17 protein-coding genes, 1 tRNA gene and 1 pseudogene are annotated in these 21566 nt (G+C 55.5%); 6 read left to right on the forward strand and 13 right to left on the reverse strand.

Annotated features, from left to right (window positions below):
• The 4 genes from Pan97_RS14195 to Pan97_RS14210 all read right to left on the reverse strand — a co-directional run bounded on the left by Pan97_RS14195 (position 1) and on the right by Pan97_RS14210 (position 5653).
• Entirely contained in the window at positions 1-915 is a 915-nt protein-coding gene (locus Pan97_RS14195; RefSeq protein WP_144978426.1) for an AAA family ATPase, read from the reverse strand.
• Positions 916-977: 62 nt separating this feature from the next.
• A complete protein-coding gene (locus Pan97_RS14200) occupies positions 978-3275 on the reverse strand; it encodes a transglutaminase-like domain-containing protein (protein WP_165698761.1) in 2298 nt (765 codons plus the stop codon).
• Entirely contained in the window at positions 3265-4386 is a 1122-nt protein-coding gene (locus tag Pan97_RS14205; protein ID WP_144973588.1) for a DUF58 domain-containing protein, read from the reverse strand. The genes Pan97_RS14200 and Pan97_RS14205 overlap by 11 nt, the downstream gene beginning before the upstream one ends.
• Positions 4387-4478: 92 nt before the next feature.
• A protein-coding gene (locus tag Pan97_RS14210; RefSeq protein WP_144970036.1) for an IS3 family transposase occupies positions 4479-5653 on the reverse strand; the annotation gives its coding sequence in 2 pieces (ribosomal slippage) (positions 4479-5389 and positions 5389-5653; 1176 coding nt in all).
• Positions 5654-5861: 208 nt separating this feature from the next.
• On the opposite strand from Pan97_RS14210, the pseudogene Pan97_RS27175 reads away from it, so the two are divergent.
• The 3 genes and pseudogenes from Pan97_RS27175 to Pan97_RS14225 form a co-directional block, all read left to right on the forward strand.
• A pseudogene (locus tag Pan97_RS27175) lies at positions 5862-6254 on the forward strand (DUF2924 domain-containing protein); the annotation flags it as partial.
• Positions 6251-7810: a recombinase family protein gene (locus Pan97_RS14220; protein WP_144973591.1), complete on the forward strand. Its 1560-nt coding sequence runs from the start codon at positions 6251-6253 to the stop codon at positions 7808-7810. The pseudogene Pan97_RS27175 and the gene Pan97_RS14220, both read left to right, overlap by 4 nt.
• Positions 7811-7926: 116 nt before the next feature.
• On the forward strand, positions 7927-8214 hold the full coding sequence (locus Pan97_RS14225; RefSeq protein WP_144973593.1) for a hypothetical protein: 288 nt from the start codon (positions 7927-7929) through the stop codon (positions 8212-8214).
• A gap of 206 nt (positions 8215-8420) precedes the next feature.
• Here Pan97_RS14225 and Pan97_RS14230 read toward each other — a convergent pair whose 3' ends face one another.
• The 5 genes from Pan97_RS14230 to Pan97_RS14250 form a co-directional block, all read right to left on the reverse strand.
• Positions 8421-9503, reverse strand: a complete 1083-nt coding sequence (locus tag Pan97_RS14230) for a zinc-binding dehydrogenase (RefSeq protein ID WP_315861148.1) — start codon at positions 9501-9503, stop codon at positions 8421-8423.
• Positions 9406-11187, reverse strand: a complete 1782-nt coding sequence (locus Pan97_RS14235) for an amidohydrolase (RefSeq protein WP_144973597.1) — start codon at positions 11185-11187, stop codon at positions 9406-9408. The genes Pan97_RS14230 and Pan97_RS14235 overlap by 98 nt, the downstream gene beginning before the upstream one ends.
• Before the next feature lie 23 nt (positions 11188-11210).
• Positions 11211-11750, reverse strand: coding sequence for an antibiotic biosynthesis monooxygenase (locus Pan97_RS14240; RefSeq protein ID WP_165698762.1), 540 nt, complete (start codon positions 11748-11750; stop codon positions 11211-11213).
• Between the two features lie 77 nt (positions 11751-11827).
• Positions 11828-12499, reverse strand: a complete 672-nt coding sequence (locus tag Pan97_RS14245; protein ID WP_144973601.1) for a hydrolase — start codon at positions 12497-12499, stop codon at positions 11828-11830.
• Between the two features lie 82 nt (positions 12500-12581).
• Positions 12582-13220 carry a hydrolase gene (locus Pan97_RS14250; RefSeq protein ID WP_144973603.1) on the reverse strand — a complete coding sequence of 213 codons (639 nt, stop codon included), beginning with the start codon at positions 13218-13220 and terminating at the stop codon, positions 12582-12584.
• 127 nt (positions 13221-13347) lie between these two features.
• Between Pan97_RS14250 and Pan97_RS14255 the strand changes: the two genes are divergently transcribed.
• Together Pan97_RS14255 and Pan97_RS14260 are read left to right on the forward strand one after the other, a co-directional pair.
• Positions 13348-13950, forward strand: a complete 603-nt coding sequence (locus Pan97_RS14255; RefSeq protein WP_144973605.1) for a sigma-70 family RNA polymerase sigma factor — start codon at positions 13348-13350, stop codon at positions 13948-13950.
• Positions 13951-13962: 12 nt separating this feature from the next.
• The gene (locus Pan97_RS14260) at positions 13963-16854 is read left to right on the forward strand and encodes a protein kinase domain-containing protein (RefSeq protein ID WP_144973607.1); all 2892 of its coding nucleotides are present in this window, start codon (positions 13963-13965) and stop codon (positions 16852-16854) included.
• Positions 16855-17040: 186 nt separating this feature from the next.
• Here the strand turns inward: Pan97_RS14260 and Pan97_RS14265 are convergent, their stop codons facing one another.
• On the reverse strand, positions 17041-17562 hold the full coding sequence (locus Pan97_RS14265) for a DUF4279 domain-containing protein (protein ID WP_144973608.1): 522 nt from the start codon (positions 17560-17562) through the stop codon (positions 17041-17043).
• Positions 17563-18151: 589 nt separating this feature from the next.
• A tRNA-Met gene (locus Pan97_RS14275) sits at positions 18152-18225 on the reverse strand.
• Positions 18226-18519: 294 nt separating this feature from the next.
• On the opposite strand from Pan97_RS14275, the gene Pan97_RS14280 reads away from it, so the two are divergent.
• Positions 18520-20595: a prenyltransferase/squalene oxidase repeat-containing protein gene (locus Pan97_RS14280; RefSeq protein ID WP_144973610.1), complete on the forward strand. Its 2076-nt coding sequence runs from the start codon at positions 18520-18522 to the stop codon at positions 20593-20595.
• Positions 20596-20681: 86 nt separating this feature from the next.
• Here Pan97_RS14280 and Pan97_RS14285 read toward each other — a convergent pair whose 3' ends face one another.
• Together Pan97_RS14285 and Pan97_RS14290 are read right to left on the reverse strand one after the other, a co-directional pair.
• A complete protein-coding gene (locus Pan97_RS14285) occupies positions 20682-20870 on the reverse strand; it encodes a YqaE/Pmp3 family membrane protein (RefSeq protein WP_144973612.1) in 189 nt (62 codons plus the stop codon).
• Between the two features lie 67 nt (positions 20871-20937).
• A complete protein-coding gene (locus Pan97_RS14290) occupies positions 20938-21408 on the reverse strand; it encodes a PA2169 family four-helix-bundle protein (RefSeq protein WP_165698763.1) in 471 nt (156 codons plus the stop codon).
• Between the last annotated feature and the right edge of the window lie 158 nt (positions 21409-21566).

Here is a 21566-nt window from a genome sequence, read left to right on the forward strand (position 1 = left end):
TCAACCCCGCGTCACGGGAACAGGAACGGTTCGCAGCATCTCTTCAATGAGTTCCGCGGAATCGTCGAATTCACCCGACAGGCGGACATTCAGCACAGGGTGGGCCATCTCTTGAATATCGTCCGGCGTGACGTAGTCGCGGCCATGCAGGTGAGCCCAAGCCTGGGCCACGCGCTGCAACGTCAATAGTCCACGGGGACTGACGCCCAGCGTAACTTCGCTACGGTTGCGAGTGAATTCGGCTAACTCGACCATATATCGCAAGAGGTTGTTCTCGATATGTACCTGGGAAACATGATTTTGAAGTTGTTGCAGTTGCCTGGGTGTCAGCACGGTCTCGATTTCCGGCCGCTCTCGATCGCCACGATGGATGTTGGAGGCCAACATCTCAATCTCGTTGTCCTTGCCGGGGTACCCAATACTCAGCCGCATGGCGAACCGGTCGAGTTGGGCTTCCGGCAAGGGATAAGCACCGTGACTGTCCACCGGGTTTTGCGTGGCAATCACGAAGAACGATTCCGACAAGCGGTGGCAATGCTTGTCGATGGTCACCTGCCGCTCCGCCATCGCTTCAAAAAGCGAGGACTGCGTACGCGGCGTGGCACGATTGATTTCGTCGGCCAGCAGTACGTCGGAAAAGACCGGCCCCGGGACGAACTCGAACTCCCGCGTCTTTTGATTGAACATGTTGAAGCCAGTCACATCACTGGGCATCAAGTCCGGCGTACACTGCACGCGGGCAAAGTCACCCCCGATGGCGGTCGAAAGTGCCTTGGCCAGCGTGGTTTTTCCTAGCCCGGGAAGGTCTTCCAGCAGGATGTGCCCCCGAGCTAGCACGCAGGCAATCACCTTCTCCACGACGTCTTGCTTACCCTTCAGAGTCTGATTTAGCGCCTGGCGAATGCCGTCGATCATTGGCTGAAATTCGCACTCCCCCTCAGGGGCGAGAACTTGCAGATCATTTTCGGACACAGTTTTCACGATAGCTCCTTGGAAGCGGATGCTGGACTTTTCGGGTGAGGCGAATGAACAAACGCGGTGAATGCCTCGTTGCAAACACGATCGATTTCGCTATGGGAGAATGGACAACTTAACGTCGGTGAATAGAGCGCCCAATTCGTGGCAGCGACAAAATCCTGCGAGATGGGTTGGCAGCACTCTTGAATCCAACGGGCAAAGGTCTTTCCTTGCGGACGACGGTGGCCTTGAATCCTCGCTCGCCACTGCATCAAACGCGCCGTCCAGAGGATTCGATTTCGATCACTGCCAAACCAGGCATACCGATTTGCCAGGCGAAGGACAATATCCACCAGGCGGGCGAACAACATATAGATGGTGAGAACCACAACTACAGTGATGCTAAGTAGTATCCAGTTGCTGACGCACCACGTGCCTACCGCAATGCAGGCAGCCTGAAGCCGCTGCCAAGGAGTCAGCCTCGGTGCCAACAGTTCGTATCCGGGAGTGGGTTCGACAGGATGCCATACTTTGCCATCCCAGGAGACTTCCACCCAGAAGTGAACGTCTTCCTTAGCGACTGGAGTTTGCCAGGTTCCGGCATCAAAATGCCGTGGATCTGCGTAGAATCCGCTTACCACGCGTGACGTGTACCCCAATTCGCGCAGGAGAAGTGAGGTAGCCGTAGCGAAGAGATAGTCAGGCCCCCGCTTTGTATCGAACAGAAACGTCTCAACAGGGAACTCGACATCCTCGCTTAGTTGGCTATCGGACGCATGTGCGTATTCACTGCGCAGATAGTCTTGCACGGCCAATACCTGCTCCCATCCCGGCTGCTTGCCGGAAGTACACTCAAGAGCCAACTCGCGGATTCGCGGGATCGAAGTTTCCGGGTCTGGAAGCGAGATGCTTCTCTGGAGTTTGCTGGTTGCGTAGTCGCCCAGCAGCGTTGGCGAACTGACCAGGAACGACTGCACCCGCATGACCGTAAGCTGCGGAATGAAGTCGACGGTAATTCGCGGATGCCCATCATCCGCCAGGCCGAACATGTCCTCGCGGTCGACGTCTTTGATCTGAAACCGAGCCAGACGCGGAGGGGCGGGAATACGATCCGTTTTCAAATTGATGAACTTCAGCAGATGCTCTTCGGTTGAATGGATGTGTTCGTCCGACAAGGGACACGAAACGTTGAACCATGGCTCTCCATCTTCCTTGATCAACTTGACGGGAGGTTCCTGGTGAGTCTCCTTGGCTTGCAGGTTCACACCATCGAATTGGTCGTATATCGTCGTTCGCAAGTGAAGCGGAACTCGCCCTTTGACATAGAACAACGCCGGCGACTTTTTGTCGTCGAGCGACTTTTGACGACGTGCCTCATTCTTTCGCAGCAGGCTAAAGTCGTTTCCTTTCGATTTCGTTGTCGCCACGCGCGAGTGTCGATGCTCGAGTTCGGACGGTGGAAGGCTCACCGCTTTCTGAAACGTTCTCTTCTTAACGACTGGCGCGTCGTAGGTGTCATCGAACACGTCGAACAGGCTCGGCATCTTCGATTCGAGAAAGACTTCGCTCTCGGTCGGTCCGAAGCTCATGGCATCCTTGGTGCCTTGCACCAAGTCATCCCCATCGCCAACACCCCCTTGGGATCGCACATCGGAAACCCGATTCCCTCCCGAGCTGGGCATGAAGCCGGCCAGGGCTCGCGTCGCATGGTTCGTACCTGCGATGCCGATCGCGGCGGCAGCCAGCAAAACGGCCAGACAGAACGCGAGCCCGACGGCGCCACGAGGAATCTCCGACTTCGTCCCCTCCGGAAACCTTCCTGATATTCGATCCCAGTACGAGGTCACGAGCCAACCCACGCCGAGCACTGCGTAAACAATTCCGCAGATCGTCACCGACCAGTAGACACTCATGAAGACGCTCACGGCCATCAAGGCCAGGCTCGTCAACGTGGCCAGGTTTGCGAGCCGCCTCTCCGATCGAAACGGCAGAGATGCAATCATGAGGTTGCGCAGTGCGAGAGACACCTGCCCCTCGAACAACTGACCTGATCGGGGAAAAGTCTGGTAGAGAACTTGTTCCAGCACGAAGTGACCGGCGACTACGGCGATCAGCAGCCCAATCACGCGCGTATCACGAAGCGGATCCGATGGCGATAGGTAGCGGGCGCACAGCCATGCGGCCGCAGCCACAATCGCGACTTCCAACCACTGCCACCAGAACCCCAGTTCACCGTGGTTGATTGCCAACTGCACGCCCAAGGCAGCAGTCAGCACCATCGCGAGATGGGTTCTTTGGGTGAACTTATCAGCTTCCACACCAAGCCTCCCGTCCCTTCGTGGTCCACTGCGAAAGCAACTGGCGAGCAGCGTTGTCATGGTCTTGGACGCAAATCCAAGGATTGACATGTGCCAATACGGCCTGCTTCTCAGAAGCGTCAGGTGCCGCTCGAAAACCATCGCTTCGAAGCACGATCGTCCGTTTGGTTGGCTTCTCGGATTGGCTGAGATCGGTAGCAACGGAAACCGACCAGTCGCACCCACTGCCAGTCCTTCGCATGGTTGCCGGCTCTTTGGTTGGTTTTAGACGAGCCAAACGATCCATGGTGCGATGAATGCTGGCCTGGGCTCCGGTCATCTGCTCTTCGTGTGTCCCAAAGTCCAGCACGACGACGTTGTGCTGTTGAACGAGTTCTGTAGCGATACTTGCCGCAATGCGGATCGCCCATTCGAAGGTGCTATCTGGACCAAACCCTAGATGAGAATTGTGATCAAGATCGACATAGATGCGTGCCCGAGTTTGAGCGGATCCTTGCCGCTCCGAAACGATGAATCGACCATGTCGTGCTGTCAGCGACCAATGAATTGTGCGTAATGAATCTCCCTGTCGAAACGGTCGAACGCCGGTGCGTTCTCCTTCCTGACCGATCCGCTGATCACTTGGGGACGTTACGCTGCGATGGTTGCCTTGTGGTAGTGGAAAGTTCGACAAGCGATATGTCTTCGGCCAGACGCTCAGTTCCTGCTGGACCTTCACGGGCCGCTTGGCCTTCCATAGTCCAAAGGGAAACTCAGTAACGATTCGCGGCGGAGCTTGTGGGTAGACGCCACGCTGAAGTGGTTGAAACCGCCAGACGAACTCGCATCGCGACCAGCCAGGAATGCGGGCCAGCGCCACCGCGGCGTCGCTTACCGAGTCTTCGACAAAGAAGCCGTTTTCGATTGCCAACCCCCATACCGGAATGGGCCAGCGATTGACGATTTCGACAATGACTTCTGCCTTCTCTCCTTCACGGCAACGACGCGTACGGAACTTCAATTCGCACGAAACGCCTCGCAGCCCAACCCAAGGCCACACCACGCCCAGCCCAACGACCGCCAGGATCGTCAGCAATAGCACGTAGCCTTGCGGGGTCACAAAGATCCCCATGGCCAGTGCCACCGCCGCGAGAGCCAGCAAAATACCGATGGGCGTCTTCAGCCAATAGACGTATGACCTGCCCCCACGAATGAAACCAGTCTTTAAGTTGTAGTCTTCAAGGATTCTTCCAGGGGAAGGTGCTGGAGCGTAGCGGAAGCAGCTTCCCCTGGAAGAATTGCCTCCGGTGCCGGTGGACGGTACCCCAGCGAACTGTGCGGGCGTACCGTGTTGTACTCGACTCGCCACCGTTCGATCAACACTTTTGCCTCCAGCAGCGTGTCGAAGATCTCTCGATCGAGTAGTTCATCTCGCAGCTTCCCGTTGAAGGATTCGATGTAGCCATTCTCCCACGGGCTGCCAGGTTCGATGTACAGGGTGTTCACCTCGACTCGCTCCAGCCAGTCACGGACCTTAGTGGCGGTGAACTCTGAGCCGTTGTCGCTGCGAATGAAGTCTGGCACGCCACGGCGAACGAACAGGTCGCTAAGACGCTCCAAGACATCCTCGCTGGTCAGTTGACGAGCCACATCGATCGCCAAGCACTCGCGAGTATACTCGTTGATCAGCGTCAGCATACGGAAGGCTCGACCATCGTGCGTTCGGTGATGCACGAAGTCATAGCTCCAGACCTCATCACGATGACTCGGCCGCAGGCGAACGCACGAACCATCATTAAGCCACAGGCGACGTCGTTTCGGCTGCCTTTTTGGTACTTTCAAGCCCTCGCGACGCCATAAGCGTTCGATGCGTTTATGGTTCACCTGCCAACCTTTCCGGCGTAACATCTCAGTGATTCGCCGATAGCCATAACGGCCATACTGTTCAGCAAGTTCAATCATCTCCCGGACTAGGCGAGGCTCGTCGTCGGGGACCCAGCGAACACGGCGCTGAGTGGAACGAGGCTGTCCCAGCACCCGGCAGGCCCTCCGTTCTGATACTCGCTCGCGTCCCAAAGTATCTCGCACGTGCTCGACGATTCGCCGTCGCTTGTCCGGGCTCAGAAGTTTCCCGAAGCGGCTTCCTTCAGGATCGCCTTGTCGAGTTCGGCATCAGCCAGCAGTCGCTTCAGGCGAGCATTCTCCTTCTCGAGCTCTTTCAAACGCTTGGCCTGATCGGTACGAACACCGCCGTACTCCTTCCGCCAGCGATAGTAAGTCTGCTCCGTGACGCCGATCGCCTTGCAGGCCTGGGCAATCGTCTTGTCCTGAGAGAGAAGCACCTCCGCTTCGCGGAGATGCTGGATGATCTGCTCAGGCGTGAATCTTCTTCTAGGCATAAGAAATCTCCCTTCAATGGGCATGCATTCAGCAAAAACTAATTTACCGAATGGACGCTGTTGAAGGGGGCAGGTCACTGGATGATCTGCTCAGGCGTGAATCTTCTTCTAGGCATAAGAAATCTCCCTTCAAATGGGCATGCATTCAGCAAAAACTAATTTACCGAATGGACGCTGTTGAAGGGGGCAGGTCAGCGAAGCGACCAACGGGCGGAATAAACGTTGGCTGATCCGGAGAATCGCATGGCGTCTACAAGCCAATGAATTCGGAGGGCTGTCCCAGCGTGCCAAGGATCGAGCGGCCGAGCTGGTCAACGTCGCCGATGTACGAGTAACCCCACCGAAAGATTCAAGGTTAGAAAGGCCTGCTCCTTCCGCCACTAAGACCAAGCGAATCAAGCCTCCGACCGATCCACGCCTACCACCCACTGGCACCTCAATCATTCGCACGTACAAAGGCAAGTCGCTCGAGGTCCGCGTCTTAGACGACGGATTGGAATACGAAGGCACGCGTTACAAATCCCTCTCAGCGGTCGCCAAGGCGATTACAGGCAGCCACTGCAACGGCTATCGATTCTTTCGGTTGGAGGACCACGCATGAACTCGAAGAAAAACAACACCGATATAATTCGATGTGCGATCTACACGCGCAAGTCTTCTGAAGAGGGACTCGATTCCGAATTCAATTCGTTGGATGCACAACGTGAATCGGCAGAGTCATTCATTGCCAGCCAGAAATCAGCCGGGTGGGTCTGCCTGCCTGAACAATACAACGATGGTGGGTTCTCAGGCGGGAACGTCGAGCGGCCTGGCCTCAAACGGCTCATAGCGGACATCGAGGCGGATAAGATCGATTGTGTGGTCGTCTACAAGGTAGATCGCCTATCTCGCTCCCTGATGGACTTCGCCCGGATGATGGAGACTTTCGAGCAGCACGACATCTCCTTTGTCTCGGTCACCCAGCAATTTAACACGACACACTCGATGGGACGACTGACCCTTAACATCTTGTTGAGCTTCGCCCAGTTCGAGCGAGAGATCATCGGGGAACGCATCCGAGACAAGATAGCTGCGCAGCGACGCAAGGGAAAGTGGGCCGGGGGCACTCCTGTGCTCGGATACGACGTCGATCGCTCCGGCGGTAGCCCCAAACTCATCGTCAACCAGTCCGAAGCCATCCATGTCCGACAGATCTACGAGCTCTATCTCGAACTTGGCTCCCTGCTTCCGGTCGTCGACGAACTGAAAACACTCGACCTACCCAACAAGACCTGGCACACGAGGCGAGGCAAACCCAAAGGTGGAAAGCCATTCGGCAAATGCCGTCTGCATTCCCTGCTTACCAACCCAATCTACGTTGGCGAGGTGAAGCATAAGGCTGACGTGTTCGACGGTGAGCACGAACCGATCGTTGACGCGGATATCTTCGCCGATGTGCAGACCCAGCTAAAAGCGAATGGCCGCACGCCTGCTGGCCAGGTTCGCAACAAGCACAACGCTCTGATTAGGGGGCTGCTATTCTGCAAACACTGCAATAGCGCGATGGTCCACACGTTTACCAACAAACGCAACAGACGGTACCGGTACTATCGCTGTGCCCAACTGATCAAGCAGGGACGCACCTCCTGCCCTACCCCGTCTTTACCTGCTACCGAGATTGAAAGGGCCGTCGTTGATGAGATTCAGATGATCGCCCAAGACGAAGATCTTCAGGCGGAGGTATTCAACCGCGCCAAGGCACTTCTTGAGGAGGACCAGAAAGGTACCACACGCTCAATTGCCAATCTTTCCCGTCAGCTCAGCAAAGACCACAACGAACTGCAAAGGCTGTCGGAGTCACCTGATCCTTCGAATGCAATCGCCACATGCATTGCTGGACTAAACGAAAGGATTCATCAGAACAAGACGGAGTTGAATCGGCTGAAACGGAAATCAACCGAACAGACGGAACGGTCTATTGAAATGGACGAGGTTGTCACCGCACTCAATGACTTTGACCAACTCTGGGATGCGCTTCGACCTCGCGAACAACAACGCGTCCTCGCCCTACTCGTCAGCCGGATCGAATTTGATGCCTCCGACAACTCGATCAAGATCGACTTTATCGATACCCGGCCGACCTCCAATGTCCCTAACCAGAGCCTTGCCCCATGTTAAGTACTAAACGAGTTCTTCACTTCGATACCGATAGTCATGGCCGGAAGCGAATCGATCGGGAACCCAAACCAAGAGCCATTGCTCCCCAAGGTCGCGTACCACGTATCTCTAAGCTCATGGCGCTCGCGATTCACTTCCAAGAGTTGCTGCAGGAAGGTGTTGTGGAAGACCAGTCTGATCTAGCCAGACTTTCACATGTTACCCAGCCGAGGATCACACAGATCATGAACTTGCTCTTGCTGGCCCCTGAGATCCAGGAAGAGATTCTGCATTTGCCGAAGGTATCAGAAGGCAAGGATCCGATTCATGAGAAGCTGCTTCGACCTATTGCCGCAGAAGTAAGTTTTCTGAAGCAGCATGAGACATGGAATTCAATCCGCCAAATTTATATCGCTACTCGCTGAGCTAGATGAAATTGCCGTGATTGCAAAAAAGTAAAGGACACGCCCTCCTTACGCTGTTTGAGAAAGCGGACTACTGCTGTTTCGTTAGTCCCTGGAATGAGATTTGTCGCTAAGACGAACGAATTCACTCACGTACGATGTATAGCGAAGCCCTTCGCTGGACGTAAGGTGAGATGGAGGACCAAATCTTTACGAGATTGCGACCCTCACCATTGGGACAAGTCCAACACGACCTTGCCTCGAATTCCGCCCGCCTCGATCAGACGGTGAGCTTCCCCGGCCTGCCTGATTGGGAAAACGGCATGGATGACAGGGCGGATGGATTGCCGCTCCACCATTTCTCTTATTCTTGCCAGCCGGTTACCGTTCAGCGTTGTGAACATCAAATGAATCGTCAGATTCCGTTCGTAGGCCGGGAGCAACGACAACTGGTAAGGCGTGTCTACAATACTCACCATTCGCCCGCCTGCGCGAACAACTTCAATACTTTGGGCAAGTGTTTCTCCCCCGACTGTGTCTAACACGACATCGACACCTTCGGTTACATCGAGGACTGCCCGCACAAAGTCACATGTGCGATAGTCGAACACATGATCCGCACCGAGCGATCTCACGAACTCGATGTTTCCTCCTCCGCAAGTGGCCAGTACTACGGCGCCTGCATCCTTCGCCATCTGGACGGCCAGCGAACCAACACCACCCGCAGCGGCGTGAACCAGCACCTTTTCACCCGGCTGGAGACATGCTCGCTCGAAGAGAGCCTCCCAGGCTGTACCGCCTGCCAGAGGTAACGCAGCTGAATCGGTATGGGACATACCGCCGGGCTTGCGGGCGACGACCGTTTCCTCGATGACATGGTGTTCAGCATATCCACCGGGAGCGAAGAGTGGTGGTGTGTAGTAAACTTCGTCGCCCGGTCGAAATGACTGGACAGATTCGCCCACCGCCGTCACCACTCCTGACACGTCAGATCCTATGACTGCAGGGAGCGGGACTGCCTCTGGGTAATCGCCCCTCCGCTTCTGGATGTCGAGAGGGTTAACGGAGGTCGCGAGCACACGGACAAGTAACTGAGTCGGGCCAGGGGGGTGAATGTCCGGGAGTGTAGCTACTTGCAGCACTTCCGGCCCACCGAATCTATCGAAAATCACAGCTTTCATCGATCGACCTTTCTGCCAAAATTGCGCTAGTCTAAACTCCACAACCGCAGCCTGTTTCCCAGATGCGGCCATCGGCTGCCATGATCGGAGTGTGTTCATGGATCGGCGGGACGGCTTGGGAATTGTCATAACCGCCGAACCGAGCTACCGGAGACCAATCTGGGCTCACGGGCGGAAGGGATGGCGAGAGGTTGGCATACTCACCCGCTCCATGTACGACGCGTCCTCCGACGATCGTCAGAAGGCTCTCCAGTTGACGAATCGCATCCTCCTCAACCGCAAAATAGTCGTGGCTCAATACAGCCAGGTCTGCAAACCGCCCCGGTTCTAATGTTCCCTTCTTCCCATCCTCATGACTGAACCAAGCACTACCGTGTGTATAGAGCCGCAGGGCCTCTTCTCGAGTCAGACGGTCGGCTTCATCATGCAGCACCGTTCCACCGACGGTCTTGGAAGTGACCATCCACCACAGGGAGGTCCAAGGATGGTAGCTCGCCACACGGGTGCCATCGGTACCAGCTCCCACGGGCAAACCCATTTGCAACATCCGCCTGAGAGGAGGTCGTCGCTTTGCTGACTCTACCCCATAGCGGCGAATGTAATACTCGCCCTGATAGGCCATACGGTGCTGGGTGGCGATGCCGCCACCTAATGCCTGAATCCGTTCCAGATTCTTCTCCGAAACCGTTTCGGCATGGTCGATGAACCAGCGAAGCTTGTCGATCGGATTATCGCGGTGGACGCGTTCGAAAATGTCTAGGAATCGACCAATCGACTCGTCATAGCTCGCATGGATTCTCCACGGCCAGCGTGATTCGGCGAGCTTGCTCACGACGGCTTCCAACTCGTATTCCATGATAGGACGCAGGTCTGGTCGTGGTTGCAGGAAATTTTCAAAGTCAGCGGCACTCCAGACCAAGTTCTCCCCAGCACCGTTCACGCGGAGCAGGTCGCTCCCATCGCCTGGTTTCGTCATGCCAAGCCAGCGACTGTAGTCATCCAACTCTTCGCCCGGCTTCTGGGCAAACAAGCTGTAGGCAATCCGTACCGTGAGGTGACCGTCTTGATCGAGCTTCTTCACCACGGAGTAGTCTTCTGGATAATTTTGGCCCCCTCCACCGGCATCGGACACACTCGTCACTCCGAACCGATTCAGTTCTCGGAGATAATGTCGAGTCGAGTTTAGCTGATCCTCCATTGATAGTTTCGGGGCGTTGGCGATCGTCGAATAGAGAATTAGAGCGCTCGGCTCGGCGATCAATAGCCCGGTCGGGTTGCCTTTGGAGTCGCGGGCGATCAGTCCGCCGGGAGGGTTCGGCGTGTTGCGATCGAAACCAAGCACGCGGAGCGCGGCCTGATTCAACAGTGCCGAATCGTATAAGTGCAATAGGAAAACGGGCGTATTGGGGGCTGCTTTGTTAATTTCATCTAGAGACGGCATCCGCCCCTCTTTGAATTGAAACTCGTTCCAGCCGCCGATAACGCGGACCCATTGCGGCGGCGGCGTGTTGTCGGCCTGCTGCTTAAGCTGTTCCAATGCTTGTGAAAGACTAGGTACGCCGTCCCAGCGAAGTTCTAGGTTGTAAAAAAGTCCGGCTCGAATCACGTGCAAATGAGAATCATTAAGACCTGGAATCACCCGTCGGTTCTTAAGATCAATCGTCTTAGTCGACATGTCAGCGAGGGCAAGGATCTCATCATTCGTACCAATTGCCAACACATTTCCATTTTCGATAGCAATAGCTTCGACGTCAGGTCGGTCAGCGGCCTGTGTTGTGATTTTGCCATTGTGTAAGATTAGCTGTGCAGCCATGGTTCCAGCCTTGTTGGTTTGAGTTATTTTTTACTCGACGCCTGTAGCCATCCGGCCAAAAGCTTGGTGAGTAGTGGCATAACAGCCCAGGTAAGCGTGACTACGACGAAAATATTGACGATCGCCGCAACGATCAGTTTCGGCATGACGACCAGCAATGGCGGTAACGCAGACGACCAGAGCAATACCGTTGGAAAGACGCCAAGCCAAGTAACGAGTGCCATCTTCCAACGAGGAGGCGCGTGTTTTGATTCACGGAAAAAAGCCTCCAAGCCATGCAGTCGTCGAACTGCCGAATCTCCGACCACGAGAGGTTCGGCTCGCTTCTGCCACTGAAGGAAGATCTCCGATTGGTAAAAGCGGCGGCTTGCATCTTCACTGTCGAAAGATCGAAGCATGCCGTATTCGCACCCATTGGTTCCCGGAACCGGTTCGATCAGGTGTACGCCAGTCGTGCCTGGCTCGCGCAGTGACTCGCGGGCAAACTCTCGCAAAGCGTGCTCGAATTCTTCCTCACAACCCGGCTTGACTTGCCTCGTCACGGCAACATGAATACTGTCCATTGAAGCCTCGACAATTAATGGCATACGGAGCACTCAACTTATGGCTGCTCCGCATTACCGGTTGTTCTTAGCAGCCGTTACTTCAGAGACTTGCGGGCCGGAGGAGCCTTATGGACCATCGTATAGGCATACTCGATACCAACGCCGTATCCGCCACCATGCTCACGAAAGAGATCCATCAACGCGTTGTAATGCGTCTTGTCGGCCCAGTCGCGTTGGAATTCAAGCACGGTAGCGACCGTTGTCATTCGTACCGCACCGGCCTGAACCATCCGCGAAAGAGCCGCCTCATGGGCAGCCGGCGACGTACCGGCACAAGCGTCGTCCACAACGTAAATGTTGTACCCTTCGGCCAACATGTTAAGTGTCGGCCAAGTGATACAGACTTCGGTCCAGAGTCCGGAAAGAATGATATTCTTCTTACCGGTCGCCTTGATGGCATCGCGAAACGCTTGCGTGTCCCAAGAGTTCATGCCGGTTCGTTCGATCGGCGTATGGTCGGGGAACACGTCGAGTAGTTGCGGCCATGTCGGCCCGCTGAACGACTCCGTTTCGACGGTCGTAATGATCGTCGGAACGTCAAATTCCTTGGCTCCCTTGGCGAGCATGAGAACGTTATTGACGAGCAATTGCCGGTCGATACCGCTAGCAACGCCAAATGACATTTGAGGTTGAAGGTCAATAAACGCAAGGGCACAATTGTCCTTGGTCAGTAAGCCGCCGTCGGTATGAGAAGCGATGTTTGCCATGATATGAATTTCCTGATCCTTTTTTGTTTCAGTAAGTTTGGGTTACACGTGGTCCGACGGGAAAATTTCCGCCAAAGTCAGCTCATCTGGGGCTTGAACCAAGCAGTTGCATTTCCCAGGCGAACGCAACTCCGCTCCCGCCACCATGATCTGTCATAATTTCGACCATGCCAGGGAGCGTGCTTTCTCTCGCCCAATCACGCTGCCACTCCGAAACAACGGCCAGCCAGGTGAGCGGTACCGCACCGGCTTGGACCATCCGGCGAACCGCCATTTCGTGAGCTTCGAGGGTGACTCCGCCGGAAGCGTCGGTGACAATGAAAACTTCATAACCGTCCCCCAAGGCTTGAATGACCGGCATCGCGAGGCAGATCTCTGTCCATAAAGCCGCGACGACTAGCTTCCTTCGTCCTGTTTTCTCAATCGCTTCCACAACGCGATGGTCTTCCCAGGTATTGATAAGCGTTCGATTGATGGGCTTTTGTTCGGGAAATACCTCTTGTAAACCTTTGATCAGCAGGCCACCACGTTCTTCGAGCACGGTGGTAAGGATCGTTGGCACACCGAATACTTTGGCTCCTTTGGCCAATCCGACAACATTGTTGACGACCATCGTCGGCTCGTGGCTATGTAGGTTTGCGAACTGAAAGGGCTGGTGATCAATGAGCAGAAGTGCGCTTTCTTCAGGAGTTAGGAGAGCTTGAAGCCCAGTCTTGGTCATGGCGAGATTCCTTCGAGTAAGCGAATTGCTGGGCCACTCGACTCCAGCTACTTATCCTGAGCGTGAGAGGTGGACATCCCTGGATTTGACACTCGCTCAGCAGCAATAGCAGGCCTATAATCCAGGCATGGACCAGGGAAACACGACGATCGAAGTTCAGAAATACTTGCGGGAACTCGGTGGAGATGCCCCGTCCGAACCGATCGTACGTGCCTTGCTAGAAAGGTCGGCCGCTCGTTTGCAAACGCTATGCACTACGATGCTGGTTCGCCGGTATCCTCGACTGTTGCGCCCCCCCATGAGTCTTCAGTCGGAAGAGATGCTGAGCGCGATCGTTGAGCGACTCCTCAAAGCCATGCGGAGCGTGCACCCCGAGACCCCCAGGCAGTTCTTCGCGCTGGCAAATCGCCACATGCGATGGGAACTAAATGACCTGGCCCGACGCTTAGATCAACAGGCACAAATGCCTGAGCTCTACGAGGACGCCATTCCCTCTCCGGAAACTTCAGGATCGATTCTCGGGGCCGATGCGATCAGAATGCTGGAAGCGATCGAGAATCTCCCGGCCGAAGAACGCGAAGTTTTCGAGTTGGTTCGTATCCAAGGTATCACGCAGAGTGAGACCGCTGAGATCCTTCAGGTTTCGAGCAAGACAGTGCAGCGCCGCCTGAATCGCGGTCTCGTGATCTTGAGTGAGCAGCTTAGCGATCTTCGTCCCCCTGATGCCTAAAGGAGTTAGCCTGTGGGTGAATCGACGCCCCGTAACGATGGTCCCGCCGACAAGCCTTCACCACGTGATGAGGCTCAAATCCGTGCGCTCCTTGAGGAGATACTTGAGACGAACAAATTGCCTCGTGAGGTGAGTGGCGGCGACATCGTACTTGAGCGAATACTTGAAGAACGGCTGCACCGATTACGCGGAGTTCATGCCGAGATGGAGGCGATGTTTCCCACACCTGTTGCAGGCACAAGCCCGACCCGACGTTTGCTGCGGGACAGTTTCCAGAGCAATGATCGCCTTCCCGAGATCCCCGGATACGAAGTTCTCGATGTCATTGGCACGGGAGGAATGGGGGTCGTATACCGCGCTCGGCACCTCAAACTCAACCGGTTGGTCGCGATCAAGATGGTGCTGCTTGGGGCGTACGCATCCCGTGAGGACTTGGAATGCTTGCTGCGCGAAGCTCAGAATGTCGCGGCTTTGCGTCATCCCAACATCGTACAGGTATATGACGTCGCGGAGCATGACGGCTTTCCCTACTACTCCATGGAGCTTCTCGAGAAAGGGGATCTCGCCCAAATGCTCCAGGGGAAACCACGCCCCGCAAAGGATGCGGCGGATCTCGTTCGCGTGCTGGCCGATGCGATCCATGCGGCGCATCTTGCAGGCATCGTTCATCGCGACCTGAAGCCTGGCAATATTCTTCTCAACGAGGACCAGACCACAAAAATCGGAGACTTCAGTCTTTCGAGAAGGGTTGAACTCGACTCGACTAGATCAACGAAAGTACCACGTGCCGGCACGCCCAGTTATATGGCCCCCGAGCAAGCCGCCGGCGAACGCAACGCGATTCAGCCAACGGTCGATATCTACTCGTTAGGAGCCGTCCTCTATGAGCTACTTACTGGACGTCCGCCCTTCAAAGCCGAGACTTCCGCCGAGACCCTTCAGCAGGTTATCCATGATGACCCCGTGTCACCTTCGCAGTTAAACTCGCGTGTGCCATGCGATTTGCAGACGATCTGTCTTAAATGTCTTCAGAAGGATCCTACGAGACGATATCTAAGTGCGGCAGACCTTGCCGACGACCTCAATCGCTTCCTGAGTGGTGAGCCAATTCATGCAAGACCTATCAGTTTCGCAGAGCGGACGTTCAAATGGTGTAGGCGACGTCCTGCCATTTCCGTTGCTATGGTAGTATCCGTCATCGCTCTTACCGGAGCTATTACCGGGGGATTCTGGATTCAACAACTGGAGCACGCTCGGCACACCGAAGAAATTGTTCGTCGTGAGGGAGCGCGAAAATACATCACATCCTCGTTACCGCTGCTCTCGCAATTAGTTAGAAGCCGGCAATGGTCGGATGCCAAGGGCGTACTACGCACAGCGAGGACACGTCTAGAAGACGCTCAATCATCGGATCTCGAAATTAGACTAACTGCGGCGGCGGAGGAGTTCGAGATTGCTGAAGAACTCGAACGCATCCGCCAAAGTTTTCCAGAGCCCAACGATGCGGGCTACAACTACTTACCCGCCCGCGACGCCTACGCCAAAGTCTTTCACCGCTTTGGGATTGGAAGCGACGTTGAGGTGAAAACAGCTGCTTTGCGTATCAGTGAGTCATCCCTTCGCGAAGAACTTCTGATGGCTTTGGACTACGCTGCCTTCACGGAAAACTTCAATGCTGACGACTCCGAACTGCGAAGGCTTCTAAGCATGGGTCGCACTGCAGCACCGAGCCACTGGCAGGACCGCTTTCGGGACCCAGCTACCTGGAAGGATCTTCCGAGTCTCCAGCGACTTGTCAACGATGCTTCAACCGCCCAACCACCCCCATTGAGCCATCAGATGGTTATGGTCGGATTTCTGCTCAGCTCGTTAAATCACAACCACACTGCGATCGAGATCTTGCGAGAAGCTCACCTACGTGATCCCTCAGACTTCTGGGTAAACCTCGAGCTTGGTCATGTTCTCTCACATCAGAATAAAAACGCCGAGGCGATCCAGTACTTTCGGGCGGCTGTTGCTCTGAAGCCAACGCACTTTGTCGCTTGGACCTGGTTGGGTCGTGCGCAGCTTTCAAACGCGAACTCGGAGGCGGCAATTGTGTCACTTCGCCGAGCTATCTCGCTTCGCCCAGAGTATCCGACGAGTTGGCAGATTCTGATTAGCGCGCTGGCAGCTTCAGAACGCTGGGATGAGGCACTTGCTGCACAACGAGATGCCCTGGCTGCAAACTCCCCAATTATGAAGCACGAGGGAACAGCCGCCGTGCTTCGCCTGTGCCGCGGCCGGTCAGCAGCCGCAAAGCAACAGTGGCCGCTCGCGGTCGAGTCTTACGCTGACGCGATCGCTGGAGGCTACGCCATCAATACGGAAGTGTGGTTTGAATACGCTGCGGTTCGCATTTTGGCAGACGATGCAACGGGCCACCGCGAGGTGTGCACCGCGATGCTTGATCGGTGCGAGAAAGACAACTTACGCAGATTTCTGGTGGCGCGAGCATGTACGCTCGTGAGAGGTACAGATCAAGAATTGGCACGAGCCGCAGAAGAGGGGATGCCGGAACTGGATCTGCACGCCGAGACCTTTTGGTCTCTGACGCAGCGGGGCGCGTTACTTTGTCGACAAAAAAAACATCGGGAGGCAATTGCTGTGCTAGAGCAGAGTCTCCGTGCCAATTCGCGGCCAGAGGACTGCATTATTACGTGGGTCTGGCTTTCGCGTGCAAACCTAAGCCTGGAGGAAGAGGATGCCGCGCGAATGTGGCTCGGCCAAGTCAATAATTTGCTGGATCAGAGTACAACCAAGCCGGACGGGATTCACTTACATAATTGGCTTGAGGCACTGACACTTCGTCGCGAACTTGTAGCCACACTCGCGGACTCGGCCCCGGTAATCAAAATCAACTAAAGGCCATTCATGTAAACGCGATGTTCAGGATCGCAAGATCTCGTGTTTCATGAAAACTTAGACGAACCGTCATTTTACCTGCGACTAAGGACACGCCCTCATTACGCATCTTGAAAGGCGGGCCTCACAACGATCAGCCAAGTACCGGGCAAGCACGACGGCGGTAATGGGGTCGCCGCCAAAAAACTATGATTTCAAATCCCGCATCACCGGCGGCTCCCGTTCACCGCTTTGTTCTGCCGCGTCGCTGTTTTGTTCGTTGCTAACGCCGTAGTAGTCGAGCCGGACAGAAACGCCGGCGTCGCCTAGTTGACGCAGGGTAGATGCTGGTATCTCAAAGTCGCAGAGTCGGTCTGCAAACACCCCTATGAATACCGTAACTGACCCGCCAGTGTCGTCTATTCTTCGGGTCAAGTCCATCGCATCGGATGTTGGTGTGTTAATCAGGTATCGTAGGAATTCCGGAACGTCGTGACCGGCAACGATTTCGAGATCAACACTCCAGTGGTTTTCATCGTAGTTTCCGGTAAGCAGGTCTCCGTCCGGTCTTCTCCGCCGCTCGCCACGCCGTTTCACGCTTTTGGGTTCCTGCTTGAGCGCGACTGTCACCTCATTAGGATCTACCGAAGGATGTTGGACATGCAACGAAGCGACAAATCGGTAGTCGTCGAGTCCTGCGGTTACCAGTGATTCGGATCGAGCTGGCATGTCGGTGGATCTAAGGCAGAACTAGTGTTAATTCAGAACCATTCCGAATAACGTGCGCACGTTATTCGGAATCCAGGCTGTCAAAATGAGCCGGGCTGCGGACGCCACGGCCTCCGTGGTTCAAAACGTGAGTATAAATCATCTTCGTCCTAACGTCACTTTGACCAAGGAATTCCTGTACCATGCGGATGTCATAGCCCGCCTCGATTAGATGAGCTAAGCCCTGGAACTTCATGCACGCTCCAGGACGAACCGACCTGGGTAGGCAAATGCGACCGAGAACGCGCGAAGATAAGATGCATTTGACCCACAGTTCGCGTCTGCCTCGCTCTACCGAACCCAACACCCTATTAACCCGACGGTAATGTCTCTGGCAAATCGGTGAGACAAACGCCATTTTCAGCCGTCCGTTGGTCGCGGTGAGAACTGCCGGGTTCTGTCTCTCTTAGACAGAGACAGCGGCGTAGAGAAACCGCGTCTTCACAACTCGTTGCGAGTTCACGGGATAAAACGCCACACTTCTATCCCATCCCCAGCGGAGGCACGAAAAAACCCTGGTTGAGCTTTATTTGCTAAACCAGGGTTTAAGTGGCGGGGGCCGGATTTGAACCGACGACCTCGAGGTTATGAGCCTCGCGAGCTACCTAGCTGCTCCACCCCGCGTCAATGAGTACAAACGACTTATTACGTCGTTTGTGAGATGTTGAATTTTAGGTAAAGGGCATTCTTTGTCCAGGGGGCCGACGGGCTTTTCTGGTCGTTTTGGTGTGGTTGGCGGGGCTTGCGTCATTTTTCCCTGGAATTCCTGGCACAATCGTTATATTCACCGACTACGACTGTGTCCTTCATTCCGGAAAGGGATATCATTGCTTTGGCGCGAGGATAATTGGCACCTAAATTCTCCTAAGCGCTAAAATTGCAAGGGATTGCGGCATTTAACAGGGAGTTCACGATTACGTGACTGGAGACGACAACACTTCGCCAAAAGACTCGCACGACGCCGGTAAGCCGGGTGCAGATCAGAGTCCCGGCGGCCAAAGCCCCAAGAAGGCCCCGATTTCGTTCGGCAGTGCCCCTTCGAGCACCGACGCTTGGAATGTCGTTCCCACTTCTCCCGCGCCGATCAGTAATCCTAATGCTCAGCCTCTGAAGACGCCGGCACCCAAAAAGAACAACAAGGTCCCGCTGTCTCCTCAGACGCCTCCCTCCCCTGCACCGAAGGAGGAAGCTGCTAAAGAGCCGCAAGAGAATTCCACCAACCCATCACCGGCCGAGAAGCCGAAAAGGGTTGAAAAGGTTCCCCCCGCCGCGAAAGCGAAGAAGCCGACTCTGAAGGCCGAGCAGAAACCGGCCGCGGAGCCCAAACCCAAGTCAAAGCCTGTCGAACAGCCTGCTCCTTCCGCTGAAAAACGCCAGGAAGCGGTCGAGTCGAAAGCCCCGGCCTCGTCGCCAGAAAAGTCGAAGCCGAGACCACAACCTGCACAGCCTGCTTCCGAAGCGTCTCCTTCCGAAACACACGCCAGGAAGCACCGCTGGCATCCCGAGATCCCCATCGTCGAGAAGCCCGCCGAAGTCGCTTCGCTGGTCGAGACCGACGCGACCGATGACGAGCCGCTGATCAATAAGATTCGCGGTCTCGCGATTCACGAGACACCGGCCTGGGCGGTGAGCCTGGTGATTCACTTCGCCATCGTGATCGTGCTGGCTCTGTTCACGGTGGCCACCTACCATCAGGACGTGCATACCGTCGAGGCGACCTACTCCGAGGAACTCGGCGAACAACTCGAACACGAGATCCTGGTCCTCGACACGGAAGAGTTTGAAGTCGATGCCAACTCCGGGGCGCTCGAGACGCTGATCGATTCGCGAGAGATGCCGATGCCCAAGTCGCTGATGAATGTCGAACTGATCGGCACCGAGGCGGCCAAGCTGGACGATCAAGATACGCCTGGCGTCGACCTGAAAGCACGGGGCGATGGGGCCACGCGGCGCGTGCTGCTCAAAGCGTACGGCGGCAACGCAACCACCGAACAGGCCGTCGCCGACGCGCTCGATTGGCTCAAGCGCAACCAGATGAAAGATGGTTCGTGGAGCTTAAAGGGGGACTATTCCGACGGATCGAGCATCGAGAACAAAGTTTCCGCCACCGCGATGGCTCTGCTGGCGTTCCAAGGGGCCGGCCACACTGATCGAGCCGGGACCCACGCCGCCACCGTCGAGAAGGGTTGGAAATATCTCTTCCGGCAACTCGACGCGGACGGAAGCTTTCTGCAAGGAGGCTCGATACCGAATCAGCATCGCCCCTACACGCAGGCTCAAGCGACGATCGCCCTATGCGAACTGTACGCGATGACCGGCGACGAAGAGTTGAAGCCCAGGGCCCAAGCGGCGATCAATTACTCCCTCCAATGGCAGGCACCCGAAGGGGGCTGGCGGTATACGCCTGGGGTTGAGTCCGATCTGTCGGTGACCGGTTGGTTTCTGATGGCGCTGCAAAGTGCTCGAATGGGGAATCTCGACGTGCCTGAGGAGGCGCTAATCAACGTCGATCAATTCCTGGAAACGGTCGCCTCGAAGCCAATCGAGGGACAAGGCTTCACGCTTGGTAGCCGCTATCAATACCGCGACTCCCGGGCCGAAAAGGCAACACCCACGATGACCGCCGAGGGGCTTCTTTGTCGACAATATCGGGGCTGGAACCAGGACGACCCGCGGCTGGTGGAAGGGATGGACTACCTGCTGGACAATCCCATCCAATGGGAACAGCCGGACGTCTACTACTGGTACTACGCCACCCAGGTTGCCCATCACCTGGAAGGGGATGCCTGGCGAAACTGGAACAAGGACATGCGGCAAATCATTCCCGAGAATCAAGAGAAGCGCGGCCGCGAGAAAGGAAGCTGGGACCCGGCTCGTGACGACAATGGGGTGAAAGCAGGCCGCCTGTTCATGACCTGTCTGTGCACTTACATGCTGGAAGTCTATTACCGGCATCTGCCGATCTACAGCAAGCACCACTTCACCGGTGGTTAGCCTTCAGAAGCAAGAAACAACAACGCCCATGCTTTCGCCGCGCCAGCTAAGCGAAAACATGGGCGCCGTGTGCGTTTATCTGACGATTACTTTCGCAGGATCACCCAGACGGCGTGGATGATACCGGGGATGTAGCCAAACAGCGTCAGCAGGATATTCAGCCAGAAGTGAAGCCCAAGCCCCACTTCAAAGAACACACCGACTGGCGGGAGGACGATGGCCAACAAAATGCGAATAACGTCAGCAGTTCCTTCGTTTTTGGTAACAGCGGTCATTGGTAAATTTCCTTCGTAGAAAGGTCGAATTCAAAGTAACGATGCGAGGAAGTACTCGTTCCCCGCGTCAGGATGCTCGGCGGTGGGCATCACGAATGGCACGCACTCGTTCATGAGCCGCTCGAACCGCCCCATATTGGCGATGAAGAATGTCGCTGACGGCCGAGCCAGGCTCGCGTTTCAGGACCTCTTCGTATTTATCTTGAATCTTCTGTTCGGCCGATTCCGCTTCGTTCAGCATGGTCGCCGTACCGGCGCCCAGCGCACTTCGCAGACCAATCAGAATGCGGTGGTAGGTGGCGGCGACGCTAGCCGATTCATCAGGCTTCTCGCGATTGAAATTCATGAGTGATTCCAACTCGGCAACGTTTCGATTTCGCTCGCCCGCAAGCTCGCGAAACATGATGGCCACCGAGGCATTTCCCGTGACGTCGGCGAGTTCCAGAAAGGTGTCTCGGCTGTCGACGTTGATCTTGACCAACTCTTGCACGATCGAGAGCGTCTCCGCCGTTAGCTTGGTTTTGGTTTCGAGTGACATAATCCTTCTCCTCATGGGCACCGATATTCCGGCTATTCGCCAATCGGCGATCCTTCTTGGACAATCCGAGAAGTATCTCTGTTAGTTGCAATCAGCATGCCATTCGGGAAACTCCGTGTGATTCGCTCTCCCTTTCAAGACAAACTGGTCGGCCTCCG

The organism is Bremerella volcania (assembly GCF_007748115.1).
GTDB lineage: Bacteria > Planctomycetota > Planctomycetia > Pirellulales > Pirellulaceae > Bremerella > Bremerella volcania.